This window comes from Mesorhizobium sp. M0991 (genome assembly GCF_040318915.1).
Lineage (GTDB): Bacteria > Pseudomonadota > Alphaproteobacteria > Rhizobiales > Rhizobiaceae > Mesorhizobium.
In genome coordinates, this window is record NZ_JAMYNE010000022.1 from 15,112 (window position 1) to 37,224 (window position 22,113).

Sequence of the window (22,113 nt, forward strand, 5' to 3'; positions counted from 1 at the left end):
AAAGGACGGCCGGTGTTCAGCCGTCCTTGATCGCCCCGCAGCCTCTATTTCCAGTTCTTGCGCCGCTCGATCTCGGCTTCGGACGGCTGTTCCGGAGCAAAGACCCGGTCTTGATCTCGCCGGAGCGTTCATAGCTCGCCATCAGCACGCCAGTGGTCGATACCTGCGAACGGGTCAGCTTGAAGGCGGCAGGTATCGTGCCCCTGCCGAACAGTTTTTTGCCCTTGCCCAGCACCAGCGGGAAAATCAGCAGGCTGATCTCGTCGATCAGGTCATTGGCGAGCAAGGTCTGGATCAACTCGCTCGATCCCTGAATGAGCAGGTCCGGGCCGTCCTCCTGCTTCATCCGGCGCAACGTCGCCACGACATCGCTGCCGAGCGGCTGGCTGTTTTGCCAGGACAGCGTATCTGGCCTGTGCGTCGCCACATATTTCGTGACGGCGTTGAAGCTGTCGGCGATCGGACCGCTCTTCTGGTACGGCCAGTGGGCGGCGAAGATGTCGTAGGTCTTGCGGCCGAGAAGCAGCGCGAACGGTTTTGAAAACGTCTCGCCCATGGCGGCGCCCATCACATCGTCCCAGTAGTGAAACGTCCAGCCGCCGAATTTGAAGCCGCCGACAGGGTCCTCTTGCGGGCCGCCGGGTGCCTGCATGACGCCGTCGAGGCTGACGAATGTTGCGGCGATGATCTTCCTCATTGGAGCTCCCTTTCCCTGATCCGTGCCGTCATGGCCGGACTTCGGGCCAAGGACGGGCGAACGGACATTTGTCCGACAGCGGTCGGCAAATTTCCAGGGCTGGAAGGGCAGATGACTGCCGACCTTGTTGCGTCGGCTTGGAGCAGAGAAACGCTCAGCCCAGACCGACGACCGTATCGTAGAGCAGCTTGAAGTTGAGCACCAGGATGAGCGCGGCGACCACCCAGGCCAGCACGGCAACAGCGCGGGAAATGGCGAAATTACCCATCTTGCGCTTGTCCGAGACGAACTGCACCAGCGGTACGACAGCGAAGGGAAGCTGCATCGACAGGATTACCTGGCTGAAGACCAGCAACTGGCCGGTTCCCTTCTCGCCATAGAGCGCAGTGACCACCACCACCGGGATGATGGCGATGCCGCGCGTCAGCAGGCGGCGCGCCCATTGCGGGATGCGCAGCCGCAGGAAGCCTTCCATCACGATCTGGCCGGCCAGCGTCGCCGTGACCGTCGAGTTCAGGCCGGAGGCAAGCAGCGCTACGGCAAACAGGATCGAAGCGATGCCGAGGCCGAGCAGCGGCGACAGAAGCTGGAAGGCCTGGCCGATCTCGGCAACGTCATGATGACCGGTGCCGTGGAACGCCACCGCCGATACGATCAGGATGGAGGCATTGACGAACAGCGCCAGTATCAGCGCGATGGTAGAGTCGGTCGTCGCCCATTTGATGGCGTCGCGCTTGCCGCGATCGGTGCGCTCATAGGCGCGGGTCTGCACGATCGAGGAGTGCAGGTAGAGATTGTGCGGCATCACCGTGGCGCCGATGATGCCGATGGCGATGTAAAGCATGGCCGGATTGGTGACGATCTCGGACGACGGCACGAACATCGCATGCAGGATGGAGCCGACCGGCGGCGCGGCGGCAAAGATCTGGATGGCGAAGCAGCCGAAGATGATGATCAAAAGCGCTATGATGAAGGCCTCGAGGAAACGGAAGCCCTTGTTCATCAGCAACAACAGCAGGAAGGCATCGAGCGCGGTGATGATGGCGCCGCCGATCAGCGGAATCCCGAACAGCAGTTGCAAGGCGATCGCCGTACCAATGACCTCGGCCAGGTCGCAGGCGATGATGGCCAATTCGCAAGCGACCCAAAGCATGAAATTGACCGGTCGCGGATAATAGGCGCGGCACGCCTGCGCGAGGTCGCGGCCGGTGGCGATGCCGAGCCGGGCGGCGAGCGCCTGCAGCAGGATCGCCATCAGGTTCGACAACATGATGATGAACAGCAGCGTGTAACCGAACTGGGCCCCGCCGGCGAGGTCGGTCGCCCAATTGCCCGGATCCATGTAGCCGACCGAAACCATGTAGCCCGGCCCCATGAAGGCGAACAGCCGGCGAAGCCAAATCCCCGAGTGCGGCACGGCGATCGTGGCGTTGACTTCGCGAAGGCTGGGCTGCTCGCCGTCCTCCGGGCGGGCAAATCGCCACATGGACCGGGGGGCTGAGGTGGCTTCGGCTTCCGACATGAACTGGCTTTCCACTCGCGCGATAGATGTTGCCTCCTTATCTATGCCACGGCTGAACATTATGCAATATGCTATATTTCATTGTCGGAGCTTTTTCGTGTGGCCGCTTGGCCGTGCGGCCGGAACGGCAGTGAACGCCGGTTGCACCGGCCACCGAATGGAAATAAACGGCCAGAACCAATAGGGTTCCGTGTTATGACTGCAATGTCGATTCAAACTGCCGGGAGGAGCGCGTATTGGCGCTGAAGAAAAGACCGGTTCCTCGCGAAAAGCCGCTGCCTGACGCAGAAATCCACTCGGAAGGCTTCAGGCAGACGCGTGAAGCGCGCCGCAGTGCGCTGGTCGAGGATTATGTCGAGCTCATCGCCGACCTGATCGAGGATGGCAACGAGGCGCGCCAGGTCGACATCGCGGCACGGCTCGGCGTCGCCCAGCCGACGGTGGCGAAAATGCTGACGCGGCTGTGCGCCGACGGGCTGGTCTCCCGGAAGCCCTATCGCGGCGTGTTCCTGACCGATGCCGGCCGCAAGGTTGCGGAAGAGAGCCGCATTCGCCACCAGACGGTCGAGGCCTTCCTGCGCTCGCTCGGGGTCAGCGCCGAGACGGCGCGCATCGACGCCGAAGGCATCGAGCACCATGTCAGCGCCGAGACGCTCGAAGCCTTTCGCAAGGCAATAATCGCCGCGCGCTGATTGATCGAAGCGATATGCAGTGCGACTGACCTGCTCACTCGTTCGTATCCTGCACCCAGTTGCGCGGGTGACCATCGACGCGAAACTGGAAGATGAAATAGGGTGGGATGCAAGTGCCCTTGCCGGGCTTTGCTTCCGGCAGATCGTCAAAACCGGCGGTGCAGATATAGTCCTCGCGGCAGGGATGGGCCTTGTCGCAAGCACGCAGGCCAGCGGTCTTGGTGAATTCCCTGGTGCAGAATTTGTGGTCCTTGCCGGAGCCTATGCAGTCGTTGAAGCCGGTCTTGGCGAGGCGGCCGCAGCTTGCCTCGTCGGGCAGCTTTTCGCAGGTCGCCTTGCGCAGCATGCCGCCGGGAAAGCCGCCAGTCTTCTGCTCGGGATTATCGTAACGCTGGCGCGCCGCGCCGTAGCCGGCGAGCTTTATCGGCGGTTTTCTGTCCCTGGCCGGGTCGATGGCGCAGGCCTTCGCGGTTGCCGGTGACAGACGGCAATATTGGTCGTTGCCCCATTTCGACATCCTGATCTCGCCGAACTCCACCGGATCGCCGACCGCGGTGCCGGCCTCGCTGACGCAGGTACCAAAGCCCGGATGGATGGCGCTCTCGTGGACCCCGGCGCAACGCAGGCCTTCGTCGCAGGTCCAGTCCACGAAACTTGGGTCGGCGCCGCGATAGCAGATCGAGCCCCATCCATTGTAGAGATCGGTGCCTTCCAGCGCTTCGGCGTATTTTGCCTCCGGACGGCCGGCAAAGCCGCGGCTGAAATCCGGGTGTCTGCCAGCGGCGAACGACTCGACAATGGCGCGGCGGCGCGGCAGGTCGGCAAAAAACACAGCCGAGCCCGGCACGAACACCGCGTTGCGGCGCGGTTCGTTGGCCGGGTCGGCGCCGGTGTAATGGAACCCGGCGATGCCGTGCGTCTGGTGACAGCCGGTGCAGGTCATCTCGTTGAGGCGCAGATTGAAGCCGGCCACCGATTTGACGGTGCGAAGCGTATTGCCCTTGGCGACATAGTCCCTGAGCGCTTTGTCGATAGCATCGTCGTCGAGCAGCCCAAAAGCCAAATTGTTTTGCGACCGGTTCATACCGCCGGGTGCCACCGAAACCGCGGTGGTCGCGAGGAATTTTTCGTCGATCACCAGACGGCCACGGTCGAGATCATAGATGTTGCGGTCGGTGAGCAGCCATCTTTCGAAGGTTTGCCTGTCGGCCAGCACCAGCTTGCGGTCGATCTGGTTCTCCATTTTCGCTTCCTGGAAAATGGCTTTGGCAGGGTCCCACTTGAATACCTTCAACAGATACTCGGCGTGGCCGCCGAAATCTCGCCGGCTCGAAGCCGATAGGCGCACGACCTGCATGTTGAGCTCGAGCCGCATGGTCTGCGAAGAATTCAACATCGCGCTGGAAAGCGGGCCTTCTTCCGAGCGCAGCCAGGCCGCCAGTTGATCCGGCTCCAGATTCTTCTGCCCGGCGACAAGCCAGCGCTTCGCCACGTCCGCGCAGGAACCGTTAGCCGAGCGCGGACGGTCCTTCGAGGCGCGAGTCTGTGCCGAAGCCGGTATGGCGTTGAAGACCAGGCTCAGGGTCAGCGGCAGGCGCGACGAAATGCGTTGCCCAGGCTTCTCCTCGACCGAATAGTGGAAGCGGTAGATCAGCCTGATCTCGCCGCATTCGGTGTGGCCGAGATAGCCGCGATCCATGCGATTGACGATGCCGGTCAGGTCCAGCGTCGAACCGTCGTCGTCGATGTATTTCGGATTGAACTTCTGGTTGATGTCTTTCGACTTTGCCAGAGCGGCTACATAGGAGTCGGGGCTGTTCCTTGGTTCGTCTAAGATCTGCTGTTTGACGGCGTTGCGGACCGGGCTCAGCGCGCGCACCGAAAACAGCCCGCGATTGTCGACGTCGCGTGTCAGTCCGAGCGCTGGCCCAAGCAGACGGCTGATCGATAGCCCGCCGCGCTCGAGCGCCTGCAAGGTCTCGGGATCGGTGATTGCGACACTGGAATCGAGAGTGACGGCGCTGGCCGGCGCGGGGCCTAGGCAAGACAATGCCGCAAACAGCAACAGAACCCGCCCGAGCATCCGCAAGCGCCCCCTCGCTTCCACAGCCACGGTGGATGCTACAGACCTTGCGACGTCTAAGCCAGAGCAGACCCGCGTCAGCAGGCATTGCTCGTTAGCGCGAAAAATACTGTGACTTGGCGTAACCATTGGGATAATTGTTTGCTGGGTTGGAACCGGCCAGGACATCGGCGGGTTGAGTGCAAACGTGCATCACGGGGAGTTGTCATGCTCTGGAGAGGCCGCCGTCAAAGTGACAATGTCGAGGACGAGCGCGGCCAGAGTGGCGGGCTTGGCGGCAGTCCGGGGCAGTTTCGCATCCCGATCGGCGGTCGCGCCGGCGGCGGCGGCATGTCGGGCATTATCATCGTAGCGTTGATTTTCCTGGCAGGGTGGTATTTCGGCTTCGACCCGAGCCAAATTCTCGATGACAGCGGCTTGCAGCCTGGCGGCGGCGGCCAGATCACCGACAATAGCGGCGGGCAGGGCGGCGGCACCGGTGCGCCGGCGTCCGACGAGATGAAGCAGTTCGTGTCGACCGTGCTGGCCGAGACCGAGGATACGTGGACCGGTATTTTCCAATCCGAAGGTCTGACCTATCAAGATCCAAAACTGGTCCTGTTCAGCGGTCAGATCCGCTCCGCCTGCGGTTCTGCCTCGTCAGCGGCCGGACCATTCTACTGTCCCAACGATCGCAAGGTCTATCTCGATACCACCTTCTTCCAGCAACTCGACCAGCAGTTCGGCGCCTCGGGCGATTTCGCACAGGCCTATGTTATCGCGCACGAGGTCGGCCATCACGTGCAGAACCTGACCGGCATCCTGCCCAAATTCAACCAGATGCGGCAGAATATGAGCGAGGGCGACGCCAACCAGATGTCGGTGCAGGTCGAGCTCCAGGCCGACTGCTTTGCCGGCATCTGGGCACATTTCACCGGTCAGAAGGGCATTTTGGAACAGGGCGACATGGCGGAGGCACTGAACGCCGCCAAGCAGATCGGCGACGACACGCTGCAGAAGAAGATGCAGGGCTACGTCGTGCCGGAAAGTTTCAACCACGGCACGTCTCAGCAGCGGCAGACCTGGCTGGCGCGCGGCTTCCAGAACGGCAAGCTATCGGACTGCGACACGTTCAACAACCCGATCTGAGCCGACGGTTTTCTCGTAATCCGAGAGACTGGATCGCAGTCAGGGGGATGTCAGGATGAAAACACTCTGCCCGTTCCCTCATTGTTCCCAGCGATGTGCTCGCCTATAAGGTGTGTTCCCGTTCGCTCGGGCGGCCCGAGGAGATACCATCATGATAGACCCCAAAACCGCCAGGCGGGGCCTTGCGCTTGTTTTCACCACCCTGCTGCTCGACGTCATTGGCTTCGGTATCATTATGCCGGTGCTGCCGGCCTATCTCAGGGAATTGACCGGCGTCGGCATCAGTGAGGCGGCTATCGAGGGCGGCTGGCTGTTCTTCGTCTATGCGGCGATGCAGTTCGTTTTCGCACCAGTGATGGGCGGGTTGAGCGACCGGTTCGGGCGGCGGCCGATTCTGCTCGCCTCGGTGCTGACGTTCGCTATCGACAATCTGATCTGCGCTATCGCCTGGTCCTATCCGATGCTGTTCATTGGCCGCGTGCTGGCCGGCATTTCCGGCGCCAGCTATTCAACGACATCGGCATTCATTGCCGATATCTCGACCGACGAAAATCGTGCGAAGAATTTCGGGCTGCTCGGCATTGCTTTCGGCGTCGGCTTCGTCATCGGGCCGGTCCTGGGCGGGTTGCTCGGCACGTTCGGGCCGCGCGTTCCGTTCTATTTCGCTGCAGGGCTTGCTTTCGCAAACTTTCTGATCGCGCTGTTTCTGTTGCCGGAAACGCTTGATAACAAGCACCGTCGCCGCTTCGCGTGGAAACGCGCGAACCCGGTCGGCACGCTCGTCCAGATGCGCAACTATGAAGGTATCGGCTGGATCGGACTTGTCTTCTTTCTGATGACGCTCGGGCACATGATGTATCCTGCGGTCTGGTCGTTCGTCTCCAGTTATCGCTATGGCTGGAGCGAACAACAGATCGGCTTCTCGCTCGGAGCCTTTGGCCTGTGCGGCGCGATCGTCATGGCGACAGTCCTGCCGCGCGTGATCCCTACACTTGGCGAGTGGAAGACGGCGGTAATCGGTCTGGCATTTACCGCACTCAGCGCCTTCGGCTACGCCTTCGCGTCACAAGGCTGGATGGTCTATGCAGTGATCGTCGTCGGATGTCTCGAGGCGTTGGCCGACCCGCCGCTCAGAAGCCTGGCGGCCGCCAAGGTGCCACCCTCCGCCCAGGGCGAACTCCAGGGCGCGATGACCTCGATCTTCTCGATCACCTCAATCATCACACCGCTGTTTTATACGGCGATCTTTTCCTGGTTCACGGGGCCGAGCGCGCCCATAGTTTTCGGCGGTGCCCCGTATCTGCTCGGCGCGATTTTCCTCACGCTGGCGCTCGTCGTCTTCGTCAGTAGGGTGGCCAAGCCGACGCCGAAGGAAGTCAAACGCATGCACGCGCAGCAAGCGGTGACGGACGGGGCTTGATCGGCGCCGGGAGCCCGGCCGGCGCCGTCAGTCAAATCCGTTTTTACGCAATGCGCTAGACACGCTCGGCCAGTGCCGGCTCGCCGCGCTTTTCGCGGATCAGATTGACGAAACGGCGGAACAGATAATGCGAATCCTGCGGGCCGGGCGAGGCTTCCGGATGATGCTGGACCGAGAAGACCGGCTTGCCGGTCAGCGCAATGCCGCAATTCGAACCGTCGAACAGCGAGACATGGGTTTCCTCGACGCCGCTCGGCAACGAGTCGGCGTCGACGGCAAAGCCGTGGTTCATCGAGACGATCTCGACCTTGCCGGTGGTGTGGTCCTTGACCGGATGGTTGGCGCCGTGGTGGCCCTGATGCATTTTTGCGGTCTTGCCGCCCAGCGCCAGCGCCAGCATCTGGTGGCCGAGGCAGATGCCGAACAGCGGGATTTCGGTCTTCAACAGATCCTGGATGACCGGCACGGCGTAGTCGCCGGTGGCTTCCGGATCGCCGGGGCCGTTGGACAGAAAAATGCCGTCCGGCCGCATCGCCATGATCTCCTCGGCGCCGGTCTTGGCCGGCACCACGGTGACCTTGGCGCCGAGGCCGGCCAGCAGGCGCAATATGTTGCGCTTGACGCCGTAGTCGATGGCGACGACGTGCATCGACGGGTCGGCCTGTTCGCCAAAGCCCTCGTTCCAGACCCAGGGCGTCTCGCGCCAGACCGAGGACTGGCCGGAGGTGACCTCCTTGGCCAGATCAAGCCCGATGAGCCCGGACCAGGCGGCGGCGCGGCGCTTGAGGTCATCGATGTCGAAGGTACCGTCTGGGGCGTGCGCGATGACGGCATTGGGCATGCCCTTTTCGCGGATCAGCGCGGTCAGCGCCCGCGTGTCGATGCCCGAAAGTGCGACGATGCCGCGCTTCTTCAGCCACTGGTCGAGGCCGGCTCCGGCGCGGTAGTTCGACGGGTTGGTGACATCGGCCTTGAACACGGCGCCGACGGCGCCGGCGCGGGCCAGCGGATTGAGGTCCTCGATGTCTTCGTCATTGGTGCCGATATTGCCGATATGCGGAAAGGTGAAAGTGACGATCTGGCCGGCATAGGATGGGTCAGTGAGGATTTCCTGGTAGCCGGTCAGCGCGGTGTTGAAGCAGACCTCAGCCACGGCGGAGCCGGAAGCGCCCAGACCGCGGCCCTCGATGACGGTGCCGTCGGCCAGCACCAGCAGGGCTGTCGGCCTCTCGGTGGCCCAAGGGGGGGTCGACGCGGCGGTCATCGTTGCCATGGCGGCACTCCTAAAGGCTGCGCCCCTCAATCGGCGCAACAAAAGGCGCGAAGCGGCAATCTCACAGCCTCGGCGCGCTAACTTTTCACTTGTGCATGTCGTGGCCCCAAAACCGCTACGCACTTTTGGGCGACGTGCACTAGAATTTAATTCATGCAAGGCCCAGTACATAGGGGAAGGCGCCAAGGCGGTCAATGATGCCGCGCCGTGCGAGCCTGGATTTATTTCGTCGAACAATATCAGCGGTTTGCCGGACGCCATCGAGTTTGCCTTGAGCTATCGGCACGACTATTGTCCGCCGCATTCGAAGGAGAAAGCACTATGCGAGGAAAAATCGCCGAATCCCTGAAGAGCGCGATGAAGGCGCAGGACAAGCGCCGGCTGCCCACATTGCGGCTGATCCAGGCGGCCATTCATGATCGCGACATCGCCAATCGCGGCGCCGGGAAGGAGCCGGCCAGCGACGACGAAATCCTGCAGATCCTTGCCAAGATGGTGAAGCAGCGCGAGGAATCGGCCAAGGCGTTCGATGACGGCAAGCGGCCGGAGCTTGCAGCGCAGGAGCGCGACGAGATGGCGATCATCCGCGACTTCCTGCCGACGCAACTGGGCCAGGCCGAGACGGAAAGCGCCGTCCGTTCCGCCATCGCCGAGACAGGCGCCAGCGGCGTCAAGGACATGGGCAAGGTGATGGCGGCGCTCAAGGAAAAATACGCCGGGCAGATGGATTTCTCCAAGGCGAGCGGCATCGTCAAGAGCCTGCTTCAGTAGACTGCTGTGGAAGGCCCTTGCCGTCGCGCCCGCAATCCTGGCGGACAGCCAAAAGCTCGCGCTCATGATCGAACTCGTCAAACCGGCGTTTGAACACCTGCCGTCCTACAAGGCGGCCCTCGAGCGCGGCTGGTCGCCGGACAATGTGCGGCTGCTCGACGCGACGCGCGAGCAGCTTGCGGCTATCGAAAAGGATCCAGCGACTTTCCTTGCCGATCTCGACGATTCCGATGGCAAGGGACCGCCGATTGCCTTGCCGGACGGTTCGACGGTGCCGCGGCTGCCCGGATTCCGGCGCTGGATCTGGGACGGGGAAGTCTTAGGCTCGATCGGCTTGCGCTGGCAGCCCGGCACCGCGGCGCTGCCGTCGCACGTGCTCGGCCACATCGGCTATGCGGTGGTGCCGTGGAAACAGGGACGTGGCTATGCGACCGAGGCGCTGCGGCTGATGCTGGAGGAGGCGAGGGCGGTTGGCCTGCCCTTCGTCGAAATCACCTGCAAGCCTCACAATGTGCCCTCGCAGAAGGTCGTTCTGGCCAATGGCGGCCGGCTTGTCGGGCGTTTCTTCGAAGACGCTGCCTATGGCGGCGTAGAAAGCCTGCGCTACCGGATCGATCTGTAGTCCTATTCGGCGGCAGCCGGCAGCGGCGGCGCAGCCCGGCTGCGCCATTCCCAGACATGCGAGGCAAGCGCGACCGCGACCGCGACCAGCATGGCGATCGCGCCAACCACCGGCAGGCTGCGATAGCCATAGCCGGCATTGAGCATGGCCGCGCCGAGCGATGCGGCGAGTGCGATGCCGACGTTGAAGCCCGACGGAATGAGTGACGAGGCAAGGTTGGAGGCGTCCGCGGTCCAGGTCAGGATGCGGGTCTGGATCGGCGTGCCGATGGCGAAGTTGAGGCCGCCCCAGACGAAGATCGCTATCACCATCGGCAGCGGGTAAGAACTGACGGCGTAGATCAAGGCGAGCATCACCGCCTGCAGGAAAAGCATGGCGATAAGCGACGGCATCAGCTTCCAGTCAGCGAGCCGCCCGCCGACAAAGACGCCGATCGTTGCGCCGACACCGTTGAGCAGGAGCACCCAAGGTATCCATTTCTCGTCGAGGCCGGTGACCTCAAGCAGCGTCGGCGTGATGTAGGTGAACAGGCCGAACTGGCCGATCATCAGCATCAGCATGATGATGAGCGAGGTCCAGACCTGCTGGCGTGCGAGTACGCGGACCTCACTGCCAAGACTGACGGACGGGTTCGACGATCCCGTCTTGCGCGGCAGCAGGGCGCCGATTGCCGCGAAGGCCACCACGCCGAGCGCGCACATCACCCAGAATGTCGCACGCCATCCCCAGATGTTGCCGATTGCTGTGCCGGCCGGAACGCCGATTACGTTCGATACGGTGAGGCCGGACAGGATCAGCGCTACCGCCATGCCGCGCTGGTCTTCGCGCACCAGGCCGACGGCCACCACCATGGCAACGCCGAAATAGGCACCATGCGCGACGGCCACCGCTATCCGCAACAGCAGCATCGAGGCGAAGTCGGGCGCCAGCGCGCAGGCCGCCTGGCCGATGGTAAAAGCCGCAGTCAGTCCAAGCAGCAGAGCCTTGCGGGAGAACCTTTTGGTAGCGAGCGCCAGCAGCGGGCCGCCGACTGCAATGCCGCCGGCATAGCCGGAAACGAGATAACCGGCGGTCGGGATCGCGACGCCAAGGCCATCCGCCACCTGCGGCAGCACGCCGGCTATGACGAATTCGGTGGTGCCGAAGGCGAAGGCGGCAATGAACAGGGCAATGAGGGGGAGCATGGCGGAAAGGCGATCCTCGGATAAGGTGGCCTCAAACCACGGATGAGGGCGGCGGGCAATCCAGAAATTGTCGACGCCGCTTTAGCTTTTCTTGATCGCCGGTCAGGCGCCCGCCGCGGAGGCAAGAGCTAGGCGGCTGCCTTCCTTCCATAAGGAATTTTCAGCCACGCCCGCTCGTGAAGATAGTAGAGTAGCGACTTGGTGACGACCTCGGTCAGGCCGATGGCCGCGGCGAGCTTGATGCTTCCGGTCACGACGAGCGAAATGATCATCGTGTCGATGGTACCGGTGACGCGCCAGGAAAGCGCTTTGGCGAAGCTGCGAGAATGGGTGTCCATCGACTTTCCTTCCGGTAGATGCGGCGATCTTTAGCCGACAGACAGGAGGTGGCGCAAAGATAATTTTTGCGCATTGGCCCACAGCAATTTTCATAGGCGATGTTCTGAAGCTACCCGGCTTGTGGACGCAATCTATCCAGCCTTCAGCCGCGAACCGGTGAGCAGGCCGCGCTCCTCGAGCACGGGATAGGCCATCGAGGCGAGCAGCGAGTTGATCTGCTTGAGGTCACGAATGGTGTCGAGATGGATGGAGCTGGTCTCGACGCTCTTGGCGGTGCCGTCGCGCAGCCGCACGAAATGGCTCTGGCTGGTTTCCTTCTCGCGGTCGCGCAGCCGGTCCTTTTCCAGCACCAACTGGCGAGCGGTCTCCGGATCGCGAGACACCAGCACGTTGAAGGCAAGCCTGGCATTGGCAAGCACCAAGGCATGGAAGGCGCAAAGCTCGCGCCAGCCTTCCGGCGTGAACTCCAGCCCGCGCTCGAATTTCTTCTTCACGTGGACCAGCATGTTGCGCACGATGATGTCGCCGACCTGCTCCAGCTTGACGCAGGCGCCGATCAGCTCCTGGCAACGCAGCGCCTCGTCCTCGCTCAGCGGGTTCTTGGTGACCTTGGCCAGATAGAGCTTTATCGCCGCGTGCTTCCTGTCGACACGGTCGTCGAGCGCGGCCAGCGCGCTGATCTTGTCGGCGTCGGCGCTCTCATAGAGTTCGATGATCCGTTTCAGCATGATCTCGACCGTCTCGCAGACCCGCACCACCTCGCGGGTGGCGTTGGCCAAAGCCTGGCTCGGCACGTCGAGCGCACTTTCGTTGAGCGCCGAAAGCTCGACGACGTCGAGCGCGTTGGCGGGCTGCGGCTTGGTGCCCAGCGCCACGATCTTTTCCGAGGCACGATAGACCAGGCTCGCCAGCGGCAGGCCGGCGATCAGGATCAGGATGTTGAAGACGATGTGGGCATTGACGATCTGCTCGGGCACGGTGCTGCCCAAGAAGGCGACCGGCGGCCTGAACGTCAGGAACAGGATCAGCATGATCAGCGAACCCATGCCGCGCATCAGGAGATTGCCGATCGGCACGATACGAACGCCGGGTTCTGCGTTGCGGGTTAGAAGCGGCGCGATGATCGAAGAGCCGAGATTGACACCGAGCACCAGCACGATGCCGAGTTCGGGCGGGATGAAGCCGCGGCCGGCCAGCGTCACCATCAGCAGCACCGCGGCGATCGAGGAATGGAACAGCCAGGTGACCAACGCCGCCAGAAGGTAGGCGGTGACCGGATCGCCAGAGAAGTAATCGACGATGAGTGGCATCAGCGTGCTCTGGCGTAGCGGCTCCGACGCCTGGCCGATCATCTCCAGCGACAAAAGCAGCAGGCCGATGCCGACCAGGATGCGGCCGAACTGGCGCCAGTCGCGCCGCTCGGTGGCCATGAACATCACCGTGCCGGCGACAAGGCAGACCGGCACCAGCAGCGACAGATCGAAGGTAAGCAGCTTGACCACCAGGGCCGAGCCGATCTCGGCACCGCGCACCGCAAGCTGGCCCGACATGCCGCTGACAATACCGGAGCCGGCGAATGAGCCGACCAGCAAGGTGACGGCGGTCGAGCTTTGCAGTGCGACAGCTAGGCCGCAGCCGGCCAGAACCGCCATGAACGGATTGCGCATTGTGGCGCGCAGTTTGTGGCGCAGCACATCGCCATAGGCGCGCTCGACGCCGGTCTTCACCAAACGGGTGGCAAACAGCATCAGTGCGACCGCACCGGCAAGGTGCAGCAAAACGACGGAGCCACTCATGCCCGACCCCGCAACCCGACCGGTATCAGCGACGCGGGCGCCGTGACGTCAAAGGGGCAAAAGTGGGCGCGAATCGTGGACATTGCAGAGGTTAATATAACTCCGATTTATTTTAGCCGAATAATAAATTTTGCGCGGTTCGGACGCCTGTTGGCACGCGACGGAGCGTGTCGGAAATGGATGGCTGACAAAATGGTTGCATAGACTGCCGAGTTGCGGAGGGTCATGCGTCCATTCTCGGACGGCCGCTTTAAAGGTAGCGCTGAATTAGTCGTGCTAAATGTAAGAAATGATTACGAAAACGTAATCTCTGTGTTCAGTTTCGGTTCATTCTTCCGGCTCTATTCCGTAGGCATCGACAACCAAGGAGTACCCGCTATGAAACGTATCGTTCTTTCCGCCGTTGCCTTCTCGATGCTGGCTGCAACCAGGCTGCACCACTGAACACACCAAACGCGCCGCAGTCGAACTACAGCCAGGTCGACTGGCAAAGGCCCGGCAGGCATGTCGACGTGAACAAGCATGTCGACGTGAACAGGCGCGTCATAGTGAAGAAGAAGATCGTGGTGAAGCGCAGCCATTGGCGCAACGGCCAGAGATATTCGAGCTGGAAGCGTCACCAGCCGATCCGCGACTATCGCCACTATGGCCTGCGCCGTCCGGGTCCCGGCCAGGAATGGATCCGGGTCGGCAATGACTATCTGCTGGTCAGCGTTCTCTCCGGCCTGATCTTCGGCGCCATCGCCGCGCAGTAGGTGCGGAACGGCTGACCGGCGCTGCGCCGGATTAGATCGACAAGGCGGCCCGCGGCCCGCCTTCTCTTTTGGCCTGTGAAAACCGGGTATGGTCGCCATTAGGAGTCGTCGGGCTTCGCCCGTGTGATTATATGGAGGCCAAACGAGCTGTCCCCCATGCGCTTTCCGCCTGCTTTCCTCGACGAGATCCGCGACCGCGTACCGATTTCTTCGGTGATCGGCCAGCGCGTCGCGTGGGACAGGAAGAAGACCAACGCGCCACGCGGCGATTATTGGGCGTGCTGTCCGTTCCATGGCGAGAAGAGCCCGTCCTTCCACTGCGAGGACAAGAAGGGCCGTTATCACTGTTTCGGCTGCTCGGTTTCGGGCGACCATTTCAAGTTCTTGACCGAACTCGATGGGATGAGCTTTCCCGAGGCAGTCGAGAAGATCGCCGACATGGCCGGCGTGCCGATGCCGGTTCGCGACGCCGATGAGGAACGGCGCGAAAAGGAACGCGCCAGCCTGACCGATGTCATGGAGATGGCGACGGTGTTCTTCCAGGAACGGCTACAGGGACCGGAAGGGGCAAAGGCCCGCGCCTATCTGCGCGACCGTGGGCTGACACCGGCGACGCAGCAGTCTTTCCGCCTCGGCTATGCCCCCGACAGCCGCAACGCGCTGAAGGAGCACCTTGCCGCCAAGGGTGTCCCCAAGGCCGACATCGAGGCGTGCGGGCTGGTGCGCCGTGGCGACGACGTTCCGGTTTCCTACGATTGGTTCCGCGACCGCATCATGTTCCCGATCCCGGATTCCAGGGGCAAGATCATCGCCTTCGGCGGGCGGGCACTGGCGCCGGATGCGCTGGCCAAATACATGAACTCGCCCGATACGGAGCTCTTCCACAAGGGCAACGTCCTTTACAATTTCGCCCGTGCGCGCCAAGCGCTGGGAAAGGCGGCGCTGGGAAAGGGGACGCTGGCCAAGGGCGGCACGGTCATTGCGGTCGAAGGCTACATGGATGTGATCGCGCTGGCGCAGGCCGGCTTCGAAAACGTGGTGGCGCCGCTCGGCACCGCATTGACTGAAAACCAGCTCGAACTTCTATGGCGCATGGCTGGCGAGCCGGTGCTGTGCTTCGACGGCGACCAGGCCGGGTTGAAGGCAGCGTGGCGCGCCGCCGACATGGCGCTACCGGCGGTCCAGGCAGGCCGCTCCGTGCGCTTCGCCCTGCTGCCGGAGGGCAAGGATCCCGACGATCTGGTCAAGGCCGAAGGGCCGGACGCATTCCGCGCCGTGCTTTCCGAGGCGCGGCCGCTGGCCGACCTCTTGTGGATGCGCGAGACCGCCGGCGGCATCTTCGACACGCCGGAACGGCGGGCGGAGCTCGAAAAGACGCTGCGCGAACTGACCAGCCGCATCCGCGACGAGAGCCTTCGCTATCATTACCAACAGGAAATGCGCGAGCGGGTACAGAGCTTCTTCGGGACCCAGCGCGGACGCCAGGGACGTCAGGACGGACGGCCCGGTGAGCGCTTTCAGGGCAGGGCCTCAGCACCCGGCGGGCAGTTTGCACGTGGCGGCGGTGCCGGTGGGCGCACCGCGATCACCGAAAGCCTCGGCCGCTCGGCGCTGGTCAAACGCGGCGGCGAGGGCATGTCGGTGCGCGAGGCGACGATCATTGCGGCCCTCGTCAACCATCCCGTGCTGATCGACGAGAATTTCGCCCATGTCGAGTTCCTCGATCTCGCCAATTCCGATCTGAAGCGGCTGCATGCGGCCATCCTCGACGCCATGGCGCATGATATGGCCAACGACCGCAACGCAGTGATCGCGACGATCGAGCGGGCCGGCTGCGGTGAGATCTGGCAGCGCGCGGTGGCGCTGATCAAACGTGCGCGGCAATGGCCGGCGCTGGAAACGGCAGCACTCGACGATGCTCGCGACGCGTTCAGCCAGGCTCTCCACTTGCAGCGCAGCGCGCGCACCTTACATAAGGAGCTGAAGCAGGCGGAAGCAGCGCTCGCCAGCGATCCCACGGACGAAAACTACCGGCACCTGGTCGAAATCCAGGCGCAATTTCGTGATGTGCAGGCAACGGAAGCGCTGATCGAAGGGTTTGGCGTATCGTCGGGCAGGGCTGGGCGCGTTTAGATCGAAGCCTCCAGAAGACTGAAATGTCCAGAAGACTGAAATGTAAGGACGTGCTTGCGCGTTGAATCAAGCGTGCGGTGCTCTAAGTCGGGTAATTGATTCGCTTTTTTCATGCGAATCATGCGAGAGGCGCTTGACCTTCCGGCAGAATGGCGGAATCAGGTCGATTCGAAACGTTAACCCGCCCCGGCATCGACGGGAATGCAGCGATGTAAGGTACTGATCACTGGACAGGCAGTCAGCTTGCCACAGATATCAGGGTTAATCTGGACTTAACGAGAGATGCAGTTACTGGCCCGGTAAAGCGCGTTCTGGAAGGAGCGCATCCAATTTGACCGGACCGGCAGCTTACGCGGCTTTGATACTCAGCCGCTTGGAGAAAATAAAGACTATGGCGACAAAAGAAAAGGAAGAAGTCGAGACCGAACGCGAGGCCGCGACTGATGGCCCTCTGCTCGACCTTTCCGACGATGCTGTCAAGAAGATGATCAAGGCCGCCAAGAAGCGCGGCTATGTCACCATGGACGAGCTGAATTCGGTGCTGCCCTCGGAGGAAGTGACCTCCGAGCAGATCGAGGACACGATGGCCATGCTTTCCGACATGGGCATCAACGTGGTCGAGGACGACGAGCAGGGCGAGGAGCCCGAAGCCGCCGATACCGCCGCTGACGCCGAGGAAGACGCCAACGAGCTGGCCGAGCAGACCGGCACCGCCGTCGCTGCCACCACGACCAAGAAAGAGCCGACCGACCGCACCGACGATCCGGTCCGCATGTATCTGCGCGAGATGGGCTCAGTCGAGCTTCTGTCGCGCGAGGGCGAAATCGCGATCGCCAAGCGCATCGAGGCCGGCCGCGAGACGATGATCGCGGGCCTGTGCGAAAGCCCGCTGACCTTCCAGGCCATCATCATCTGGCGTGACGAGCTCAACGAATCGAAGATCTTGCTGCGCGAGATCATCGACCTCGAGGCGACCTATGCCGGGCCGGAGGCCAAGCAGGCGCCGGTTGTCGAGCGTATCGAGGAAGCCAAGACCGAGGAAAAGTCGCGCCGTTCGCGCGAGGACGAGGACGACATCACCAATGTCGGCGGCGACACCCGTGGCCTGGTGGACGACGACGAGGAAGACTATGACGAGGCGAGCCTGTCGCTGGCGGCGATGGAAGCGGAACTGCGCCCGCAGGTGATGGAGACGCTCGACGTCATTGCCGACACCTACAAGAAACTGCGCAAGCTGCAGGACCAGCAGGTCGAGAACCGGCTGGCCGCCGCCGGCACGCTGTCCCCCAGTCAGGACCGCCGGCTCAAGGAGCTGAAGGACCAACTGATCAAGGCGGTGAAGTCGCTGTCCTTGAACACGGCGCGCATCGAGGCGCTGGTCGAGCAGCTCTACGACATCAACAAGCGCCTGGTGCAGAACGAAGGCAAGCTGCTCAGGCTGGCCGAAAGCTATGGTGTGCGCCGCGAGGAATTCCTCAAGGAATATCAGGGCTCGGAGCTCGATCCGAACTGGACCCGCTCGATCGGCAATTTGACCTCGCGCGGCTGGAAGGAATTCACCAAGAACGAGAAGGACGCCATCCGCGACCTGCGCGCCGAGATCCAGAACCTCGCCACCGAGACGGCGATTTCGATCCAGGAATTCCGCAAGATCGTCAACCAGGTGCAGAAGGGCGAGCGCGAAGCCGCGATCGCCAAGAAGGAAATGGTCGAGGCCAATCTGCGCCTCGTCATCTCCATCGCCAAGAAATACACCAATCGCGGCCTGCAGTTCCTCGACCTGATCCAGGAAGGCAATATCGGCCTGATGAAGGCGGTCGACAAATTCGAATACCGCCGCGGCTACAAGTTCTCGACCTACGCGACATGGTGGATCCGGCAGGCGATCACCCGTTCGATCGCCGACCAGGCGCGTACCATCCGCATTCCGGTGCACATGATCGAAACGATCAACAAGATCGTGCGCACCTCGCGCCAGATGCTGCATGAGATCGGCCGCGAGCCGACGCCGGAAGAACTGGCGGAAAAGCTCGCCATGCCGCTGGAAAAAGTGCGCAAGGTGCTGAAGATCGCCAAGGAGCCGATCTCGCTCGAAACGCCGGTCGGCGACGAGGAGGATTCGCATCTCGGCGATTTCATCGAGGACAAGATGGCGATCCTGCCGATCGACGCGGCGATCCAGGCCAATTTGCGCGAGACGACGACGCGCGTGCTGGCCTCACTGACGCCGCGCGAAGAGCGCGTGCTCAGAATGCGCTTCGGCATCGGCATGAACACCGATCACACGCTTGAAGAGGTCGGCCAGCAGTTCTCGGTCACCCGCGAGCGTATCCGCCAGATCGAAGCCAAGGCGCTGCGCAAGCTCAAGCATCCGAGCCGCTCGCGCAAGCTCAGAAGCTTCCTCGACAGCTGAGGATTTTTAGGTGGGCGCGACCTACGGAACCGTCAGCATAAAGGGGCCAACGCAAGAAGCGTTGGTCAACTGGCTGAGGACGAAGACCATCGACGCCTTCGTCACAACCGAACAGAATGGTTGGACCACTTTCTCCGACCGTTACACAGACCAGCTCGACCCGCGCTGGATTGAATCCTTGCTTCAGAGCCTGACCCTCGATCTGACCTGCATCGGCATCGCGATTGCCGTCTATGATGAGGAACAGCTAAACCTCTGGGCGGCAAAGCACGGTGTTCTCCAATCGCGCTACAATTCCTGTCCGGGCATGGAGATGAGTGACCCTGACGATGAGGACATGCGTCCTCGGCTGGAAGACGCTCCCGCCTTGCTGGCTATGATCGGCAAGCAGGCCGCGCCTGACGATTTGCTTCAGATATTGGGAATGGATGGAGCGAAAGAGTACATGGCTCCGCTCGACCTCCATGAGGAACTCGCCGCCTATCTGGGACTTCCGGAAAATTCGGTTGGCCTTGGCCACAGATACATTCTGAAGGACAAAATCGATCTGTCAGAGCAGGGCTTGATCAGGACGGTCGATAGCTGACGTCGTGCTCGAGCATGCTCGGAACCGTCTGAGGAGCTGACACTCAAGAATGACCGAACGATTCAGAGGGCGCCATCCGGCGCCTTTTTAATTTTATCATCCGGCCGGTTGTTCTTGCGGTGCACCGGTCGTGGGAGGATAATTCCGCGACGGATGCATTCTCTGGGCGACAACCCCGGATGCCCGCCCCGGCGGTTGGACGCCGTGCTCCGTGGCTCCGGAGGGAGGTGTGCCATGACAACTTACATCGTGCTGATCAACTGGACGGAGCAAGGCGCCAAAAATGTGCGCGAGTCGCCGAAGCGGCTCGATGCCGCCAAAAAGCTGTTGGGAGACATGGGCGGGTCCTTCAAGGCATTTTATCTCACCATGGGGGATTGCGACATGGTGGCGGTGGTCGAAGCGCCCGACGATGCGGTGCTCGCCCGTTTCTCGCTGATGCTGGCGACGGGCGGCAACGTCAGGACGCGGACGCTCAAGGCTTTCCCGGAGGATGCCTATCGCGAGATCATCACCTCGCTCGGGTAGGTTGCACTCCAGGCCTGGCCATTTCGCGGGTGTCGTGTTGCGTTGCGGCGCAACGGCGTTTGCCGGATAGTCGGTGCGCGTCCCTCTGGTGCCGTTTCGAAACATGAGCAAGCCTCTGCTGACCGTCTGGTATAATACGCGCTGTCCGGTCTGTGATGCCGGCATCAGCCGGCAGAAGCGGCGGCTGATCGAGGCGGTCAAGGCCGGGCGGATCGAATTTCGCGACATCAATGCCGAACCGACGGCGCTGGCCCGCTACGGCATCGGGCTGGAGGATATCCGGCGCCGGCTGCATGCGACCGACGCCGACGGCAAATTGCTGGTCGGCGCCGATGTTGCCGTTGCGGTGTGGCTGATAACGCCGGGCGAGGGCTGGTTGGCGACGCTGTTCGGCAATCCCGCCGCGCTGCCGTTGACGCGCTATGCCTATGATCGTTTTGCTGATCTGCTCTATGCCTGGAATCGGCGCAAACGCCGCTGGTGACGGTGCCAGTTCACTTGGCACCAAAAGCCACGAGATTGTTTCCAAGCCTTCGTATGGCCGGCTATCGAGCCACAGGCTCGCAAAGCCAGCCAACGATGCGGCGCACCGCCGGCAGCACCAGCAGCAGCGTGGGAAATGCCACCAGCCAGGACAGGCCCCAGGCTGTCAGCCAGGTGGCCGGCAGATCGGGCTGGAAGCCAAGGCTTTTCAGTGTCGAGATAAACGACACGATGAACGTCATCAGCAACGACAGCACCAGCGGGCTGACGATGGCGGCATAGTGCGCTGGCAGCTTTCTGCGCGAGGTTTTCACAATCATCTGGGATTTTCCCTGAAGCATCCGGTCCGTCGCTTTGGCATCCATTCGCCGGTCTTCGGCGTCACTGCCCGGAACGACCGAGGGTGGATGCGTTGCTTCACGTCAGACGCTTAGGGAGTGGCCTTCGGCCCTCACGCGCTTCCTAGCTGCGCTTCTCGCGCGAAATCAATCCTGCCGGCGCTATTTTCAGATACATCGTAAGATATATCTTGACTCGGTCGCTATGGGTATCTAATTGAGATATATCTTAAGACATAACTCAAGGAGCAGGCAATGCACAAAGGCAATCATTTCGGGCATCATCGTTTTGGCGAACACGCCGAGCGCGTTTTCATGCATATGGCCGGCAAGTTCGGCGGACGCGGCGGCTTCGGCCCGTTCGGGCATGGCATGAGAGGCGGCGGACGCGGCGGGCCGGGCGACATGTTCCGCGCCGGGCGCATGCTGGCTGACGGCGACCTCAAGCTGATCACGCTGTCGCTGCTGGCCGAGGCGCCGCGGCACGGCTACGACATCATCAAGGCGCTGGAGGAGCGCACCAGCGGCTTCTACAGCCCGAGCCCCGGCGTGGTCTACCCGACGCTGACCTTCCTGGAAGAGGCCGGCTACGCCGTTTCTGCGGCGGAAGGCAACAAGAAGGTGTTTTCAATCACCGAGGCTGGGCAGGCGCACCTCAACGAAAATCGCGAGATGATCGACCACGTGCTCGAACATCTCGAGCGCTTCGGCCGCAAGATGGCGAAGGCGCGCGACTGGTTCGGCTGGAACGATGACGGCGACGGTGGCCGCCGCGGCCGCGGCCGCTCGGAAAAGCGCGACGAGTTTCGCGCCGTGCGCCACCGGCTACGCGCCGCGCTCGGCGAAATCGTCGATGCGCCTGAAGCAAAGCAGGCCGAGGCAATCAGCATATTGGAAGCTGCCGCAGAGGCCTTGGAAGCGTTGTCGCGCGACTGACCTCTGAGTGCCAAACCAGCTGCGGCCCTTGCCCGCTCGGCCAAGGACCGGTACTGAAAATCATCCTGCACCGCGCTATGTGGTGCAGGATGATTGCCGTTGGAGGATACCCCATGTCTTTTCTGAAGCGTCTTTTCGGCGGAGGCAACGAAGCCGCCGAGCCAAAGACAGCGGCGCCGGCAAAGCAGATCGAGCACAAGGGATTTTTGATCAGCGCCACGCCCTACAAGGCGGAGGGCCAGTACCAGACCTGCGGCGTGGTTTCAAAGGAGATCGACGGCGTGATGAAGGAGCACAAATTCATCCGCGCCGACCGCTTTGCCGGGCTTGATGACGCCGTCGACATCTCGATCAAAAAGGGCATCCAACTGGTCGACGAGCAAGGCGAAAAGATCTTCGGGTAGATCGGCTACT

19 protein-coding genes and 2 pseudogenes are annotated in these 22,113 nt (G+C 62.2%); 13 read left to right on the forward strand and 8 right to left on the reverse strand.

What is annotated here, in order from left to right; all coding sequences use genetic code 11:
- Window positions 1–44: 44 nt before the first annotated feature.
- Together NKH70_RS25775 and NKH70_RS25780 are read right to left on the reverse strand one after the other, a co-directional pair.
- Window positions 45–697 (reverse strand): annotated as a pseudogene (locus NKH70_RS25775) (dihydrofolate reductase family protein).
- Between the two features lie 154 nt (window positions 698–851).
- Entirely contained in the window at window positions 852–2,219 is a 1,368-nt protein-coding gene (locus NKH70_RS25780) for an Nramp family divalent metal transporter (RefSeq protein WP_352855082.1), read from the reverse strand.
- A gap of 236 nt (window positions 2,220–2,455) precedes the next feature.
- Here NKH70_RS25780 and mntR point away from each other — a divergent pair, with 236 nt between their 5' ends.
- Window positions 2,456–2,911, forward strand: a complete 456-nt coding sequence (gene mntR, locus NKH70_RS25785) for a manganese-binding transcriptional regulator MntR (RefSeq protein WP_023678308.1) — start codon at window positions 2,456–2,458, stop codon at window positions 2,909–2,911.
- A 34-nt stretch (window positions 2,912–2,945) separates the two neighbouring features.
- Here the strand turns inward: mntR and NKH70_RS25790 are convergent, their stop codons facing one another.
- Window positions 2,946–4,994, reverse strand: a complete 2,049-nt coding sequence (locus NKH70_RS25790) for a hypothetical protein (RefSeq protein ID WP_353026386.1) — start codon at window positions 4,992–4,994, stop codon at window positions 2,946–2,948.
- A gap of 207 nt (window positions 4,995–5,201) precedes the next feature.
- On the opposite strand from NKH70_RS25790, the gene ypfJ reads away from it, so the two are divergent.
- Complete coding sequence (ypfJ, locus tag NKH70_RS25795) at window positions 5,202–6,122, forward strand: KPN_02809 family neutral zinc metallopeptidase (protein WP_353026387.1); 921 nt, start codon at window positions 5,202–5,204, stop codon at window positions 6,120–6,122.
- A gap of 151 nt (window positions 6,123–6,273) precedes the next feature.
- Entirely contained in the window at window positions 6,274–7,542 is a 1,269-nt protein-coding gene (locus NKH70_RS25800) for a TCR/Tet family MFS transporter (protein WP_352720878.1), read from the forward strand.
- 55 nt (window positions 7,543–7,597) lie between these two features.
- Here NKH70_RS25800 and carA read toward each other — a convergent pair whose 3' ends face one another.
- On the reverse strand, window positions 7,598–8,815 hold the full coding sequence (gene carA, locus NKH70_RS25805; RefSeq protein ID WP_352720876.1) for a glutamine-hydrolyzing carbamoyl-phosphate synthase small subunit: 1,218 nt from the start codon (window positions 8,813–8,815) through the stop codon (window positions 7,598–7,600).
- Between the two features lie 321 nt (window positions 8,816–9,136).
- On the opposite strand from carA, the gene NKH70_RS25810 reads away from it, so the two are divergent.
- Both NKH70_RS25810 and NKH70_RS25815 read left to right on the forward strand, forming a co-directional pair.
- A complete protein-coding gene (locus NKH70_RS25810) occupies window positions 9,137–9,586 on the forward strand; it encodes a GatB/YqeY domain-containing protein (RefSeq protein ID WP_023678304.1) in 450 nt (149 codons plus the stop codon).
- A gap of 64 nt (window positions 9,587–9,650) precedes the next feature.
- On the forward strand, window positions 9,651–10,208 hold the full coding sequence (locus NKH70_RS25815) for a GNAT family N-acetyltransferase (RefSeq protein WP_352720874.1): 558 nt from the start codon (window positions 9,651–9,653) through the stop codon (window positions 10,206–10,208).
- A gap of 2 nt (window positions 10,209–10,210) precedes the next feature.
- Here NKH70_RS25815 and NKH70_RS25820 read toward each other — a convergent pair whose 3' ends face one another.
- The 3 genes from NKH70_RS25820 to NKH70_RS25830 form a co-directional block, all read right to left on the reverse strand.
- Complete coding sequence (locus NKH70_RS25820) at window positions 10,211–11,392, reverse strand: MFS transporter (RefSeq protein WP_352720873.1); 1,182 nt, start codon at window positions 11,390–11,392, stop codon at window positions 10,211–10,213.
- Between the two features lie 128 nt (window positions 11,393–11,520).
- Window positions 11,521–11,730 (reverse strand): DUF2061 domain-containing protein, encoded by a 210-nt coding sequence (locus NKH70_RS25825; RefSeq protein WP_023678301.1) that lies wholly within the window; start codon window positions 11,728–11,730, stop codon window positions 11,521–11,523.
- A gap of 132 nt (window positions 11,731–11,862) precedes the next feature.
- Window positions 11,863–13,527, reverse strand: a complete 1,665-nt coding sequence (locus NKH70_RS25830; RefSeq protein WP_352720871.1) for a Na/Pi cotransporter family protein — start codon at window positions 13,525–13,527, stop codon at window positions 11,863–11,865.
- A gap of 378 nt (window positions 13,528–13,905) precedes the next feature.
- On the opposite strand from NKH70_RS25830, the pseudogene NKH70_RS25835 reads away from it, so the two are divergent.
- The 6 genes and pseudogenes from NKH70_RS25835 to NKH70_RS25860 all read left to right on the forward strand — a co-directional run bounded on the left by NKH70_RS25835 (window position 13,906) and on the right by NKH70_RS25860 (window position 20,426).
- Window positions 13,906–14,282, forward strand: a pseudogene (locus NKH70_RS25835) (RcnB family protein).
- Window positions 14,283–14,438: 156 nt separating this feature from the next.
- Entirely contained in the window at window positions 14,439–16,415 is a 1,977-nt protein-coding gene (gene dnaG / locus NKH70_RS25840; RefSeq protein WP_352855083.1) for a DNA primase, read from the forward strand.
- Between the two features lie 391 nt (window positions 16,416–16,806).
- Window positions 16,807–18,828: an RNA polymerase sigma factor RpoD gene (gene rpoD / locus NKH70_RS25845; RefSeq protein ID WP_353026390.1), complete on the forward strand. Its 2,022-nt coding sequence runs from the start codon at window positions 16,807–16,809 to the stop codon at window positions 18,826–18,828.
- A gap of 10 nt (window positions 18,829–18,838) precedes the next feature.
- Window positions 18,839–19,414: a hypothetical protein gene (locus NKH70_RS25850; RefSeq protein ID WP_352720865.1), complete on the forward strand. Its 576-nt coding sequence runs from the start codon at window positions 18,839–18,841 to the stop codon at window positions 19,412–19,414.
- Between the two features lie 234 nt (window positions 19,415–19,648).
- Window positions 19,649–19,942: a GYD domain-containing protein gene (locus NKH70_RS25855; protein WP_352720864.1), complete on the forward strand. Its 294-nt coding sequence runs from the start codon at window positions 19,649–19,651 to the stop codon at window positions 19,940–19,942.
- Window positions 19,943–20,045: 103 nt separating this feature from the next.
- Complete coding sequence (locus NKH70_RS25860) at window positions 20,046–20,426, forward strand: thiol-disulfide oxidoreductase DCC family protein (protein ID WP_352720863.1); 381 nt, start codon at window positions 20,046–20,048, stop codon at window positions 20,424–20,426.
- Between the two features lie 61 nt (window positions 20,427–20,487).
- Here NKH70_RS25860 and NKH70_RS25865 read toward each other — a convergent pair whose 3' ends face one another.
- Window positions 20,488–20,745: a DUF2798 domain-containing protein gene (locus NKH70_RS25865; RefSeq protein ID WP_352720862.1), complete on the reverse strand. Its 258-nt coding sequence runs from the start codon at window positions 20,743–20,745 to the stop codon at window positions 20,488–20,490.
- A gap of 273 nt (window positions 20,746–21,018) precedes the next feature.
- On the opposite strand from NKH70_RS25865, the gene NKH70_RS25870 reads away from it, so the two are divergent.
- Both NKH70_RS25870 and NKH70_RS25875 read left to right on the forward strand, forming a co-directional pair.
- Window positions 21,019–21,699 (forward strand): PadR family transcriptional regulator, encoded by a 681-nt coding sequence (locus NKH70_RS25870; RefSeq protein WP_352720861.1) that lies wholly within the window; start codon window positions 21,019–21,021, stop codon window positions 21,697–21,699.
- A 113-nt stretch (window positions 21,700–21,812) separates the two neighbouring features.
- On the forward strand, window positions 21,813–22,103 hold the full coding sequence (locus tag NKH70_RS25875; RefSeq protein WP_023678291.1) for an HlyU family transcriptional regulator: 291 nt from the start codon (window positions 21,813–21,815) through the stop codon (window positions 22,101–22,103).
- Window positions 22,104–22,113: the final 10 nt, after the last annotated feature.

Coding starts and splice junctions, on each gene's coding strand:
- NKH70_RS25780 (WP_352855082.1), bottom strand. CDS start 2,219: ATGTCGGAAGCCGAAGCCACCTCAGCCCCCCGGTCCATGTGGCGATTT.
- NKH70_RS25790 (WP_353026386.1), bottom strand. CDS start 4,994: ATGCTCGGGCGGGTTCTGTTGCTGTTTGCGGCATTGTCTTGCCTAGGC.
- ypfJ (WP_353026387.1), top strand. CDS start 5,202: ATGCTCTGGAGAGGCCGCCGTCAAAGTGACAATGTCGAGGACGAGCGC.
- NKH70_RS25800 (WP_352720878.1), top strand. CDS start 6,274: ATGATAGACCCCAAAACCGCCAGGCGGGGCCTTGCGCTTGTTTTCACC.
- carA (WP_352720876.1), bottom strand. CDS start 8,815: ATGGCAACGATGACCGCCGCGTCGACCCCCCCTTGGGCCACCGAGAGG.
- NKH70_RS25810 (WP_023678304.1), top strand. CDS start 9,137: ATGCGAGGAAAAATCGCCGAATCCCTGAAGAGCGCGATGAAGGCGCAG.
- NKH70_RS25815 (WP_352720874.1), top strand. CDS start 9,651: ATGATCGAACTCGTCAAACCGGCGTTTGAACACCTGCCGTCCTACAAG.
- NKH70_RS25820 (WP_352720873.1), bottom strand. CDS start 11,392: ATGCTCCCCCTCATTGCCCTGTTCATTGCCGCCTTCGCCTTCGGCACC.
- NKH70_RS25825 (WP_023678301.1), bottom strand. CDS start 11,730: ATGGACACCCATTCTCGCAGCTTCGCCAAAGCGCTTTCCTGGCGCGTC.
- NKH70_RS25830 (WP_352720871.1), bottom strand. CDS start 13,527: ATGAGTGGCTCCGTCGTTTTGCTGCACCTTGCCGGTGCGGTCGCACTG.
- dnaG (WP_352855083.1), top strand. CDS start 14,439: ATGCGCTTTCCGCCTGCTTTCCTCGACGAGATCCGCGACCGCGTACCG.
- rpoD (WP_353026390.1), top strand. CDS start 16,807: ATGGCGACAAAAGAAAAGGAAGAAGTCGAGACCGAACGCGAGGCCGCG.
- NKH70_RS25855 (WP_352720864.1), top strand. CDS start 19,649: ATGACAACTTACATCGTGCTGATCAACTGGACGGAGCAAGGCGCCAAA.
- NKH70_RS25860 (WP_352720863.1), top strand. CDS start 20,046: ATGAGCAAGCCTCTGCTGACCGTCTGGTATAATACGCGCTGTCCGGTC.
- NKH70_RS25865 (WP_352720862.1), bottom strand. CDS start 20,745: ATGATTGTGAAAACCTCGCGCAGAAAGCTGCCAGCGCACTATGCCGCC.
- NKH70_RS25870 (WP_352720861.1), top strand. CDS start 21,019: ATGCACAAAGGCAATCATTTCGGGCATCATCGTTTTGGCGAACACGCC.
- NKH70_RS25875 (WP_023678291.1), top strand. CDS start 21,813: ATGTCTTTTCTGAAGCGTCTTTTCGGCGGAGGCAACGAAGCCGCCGAG.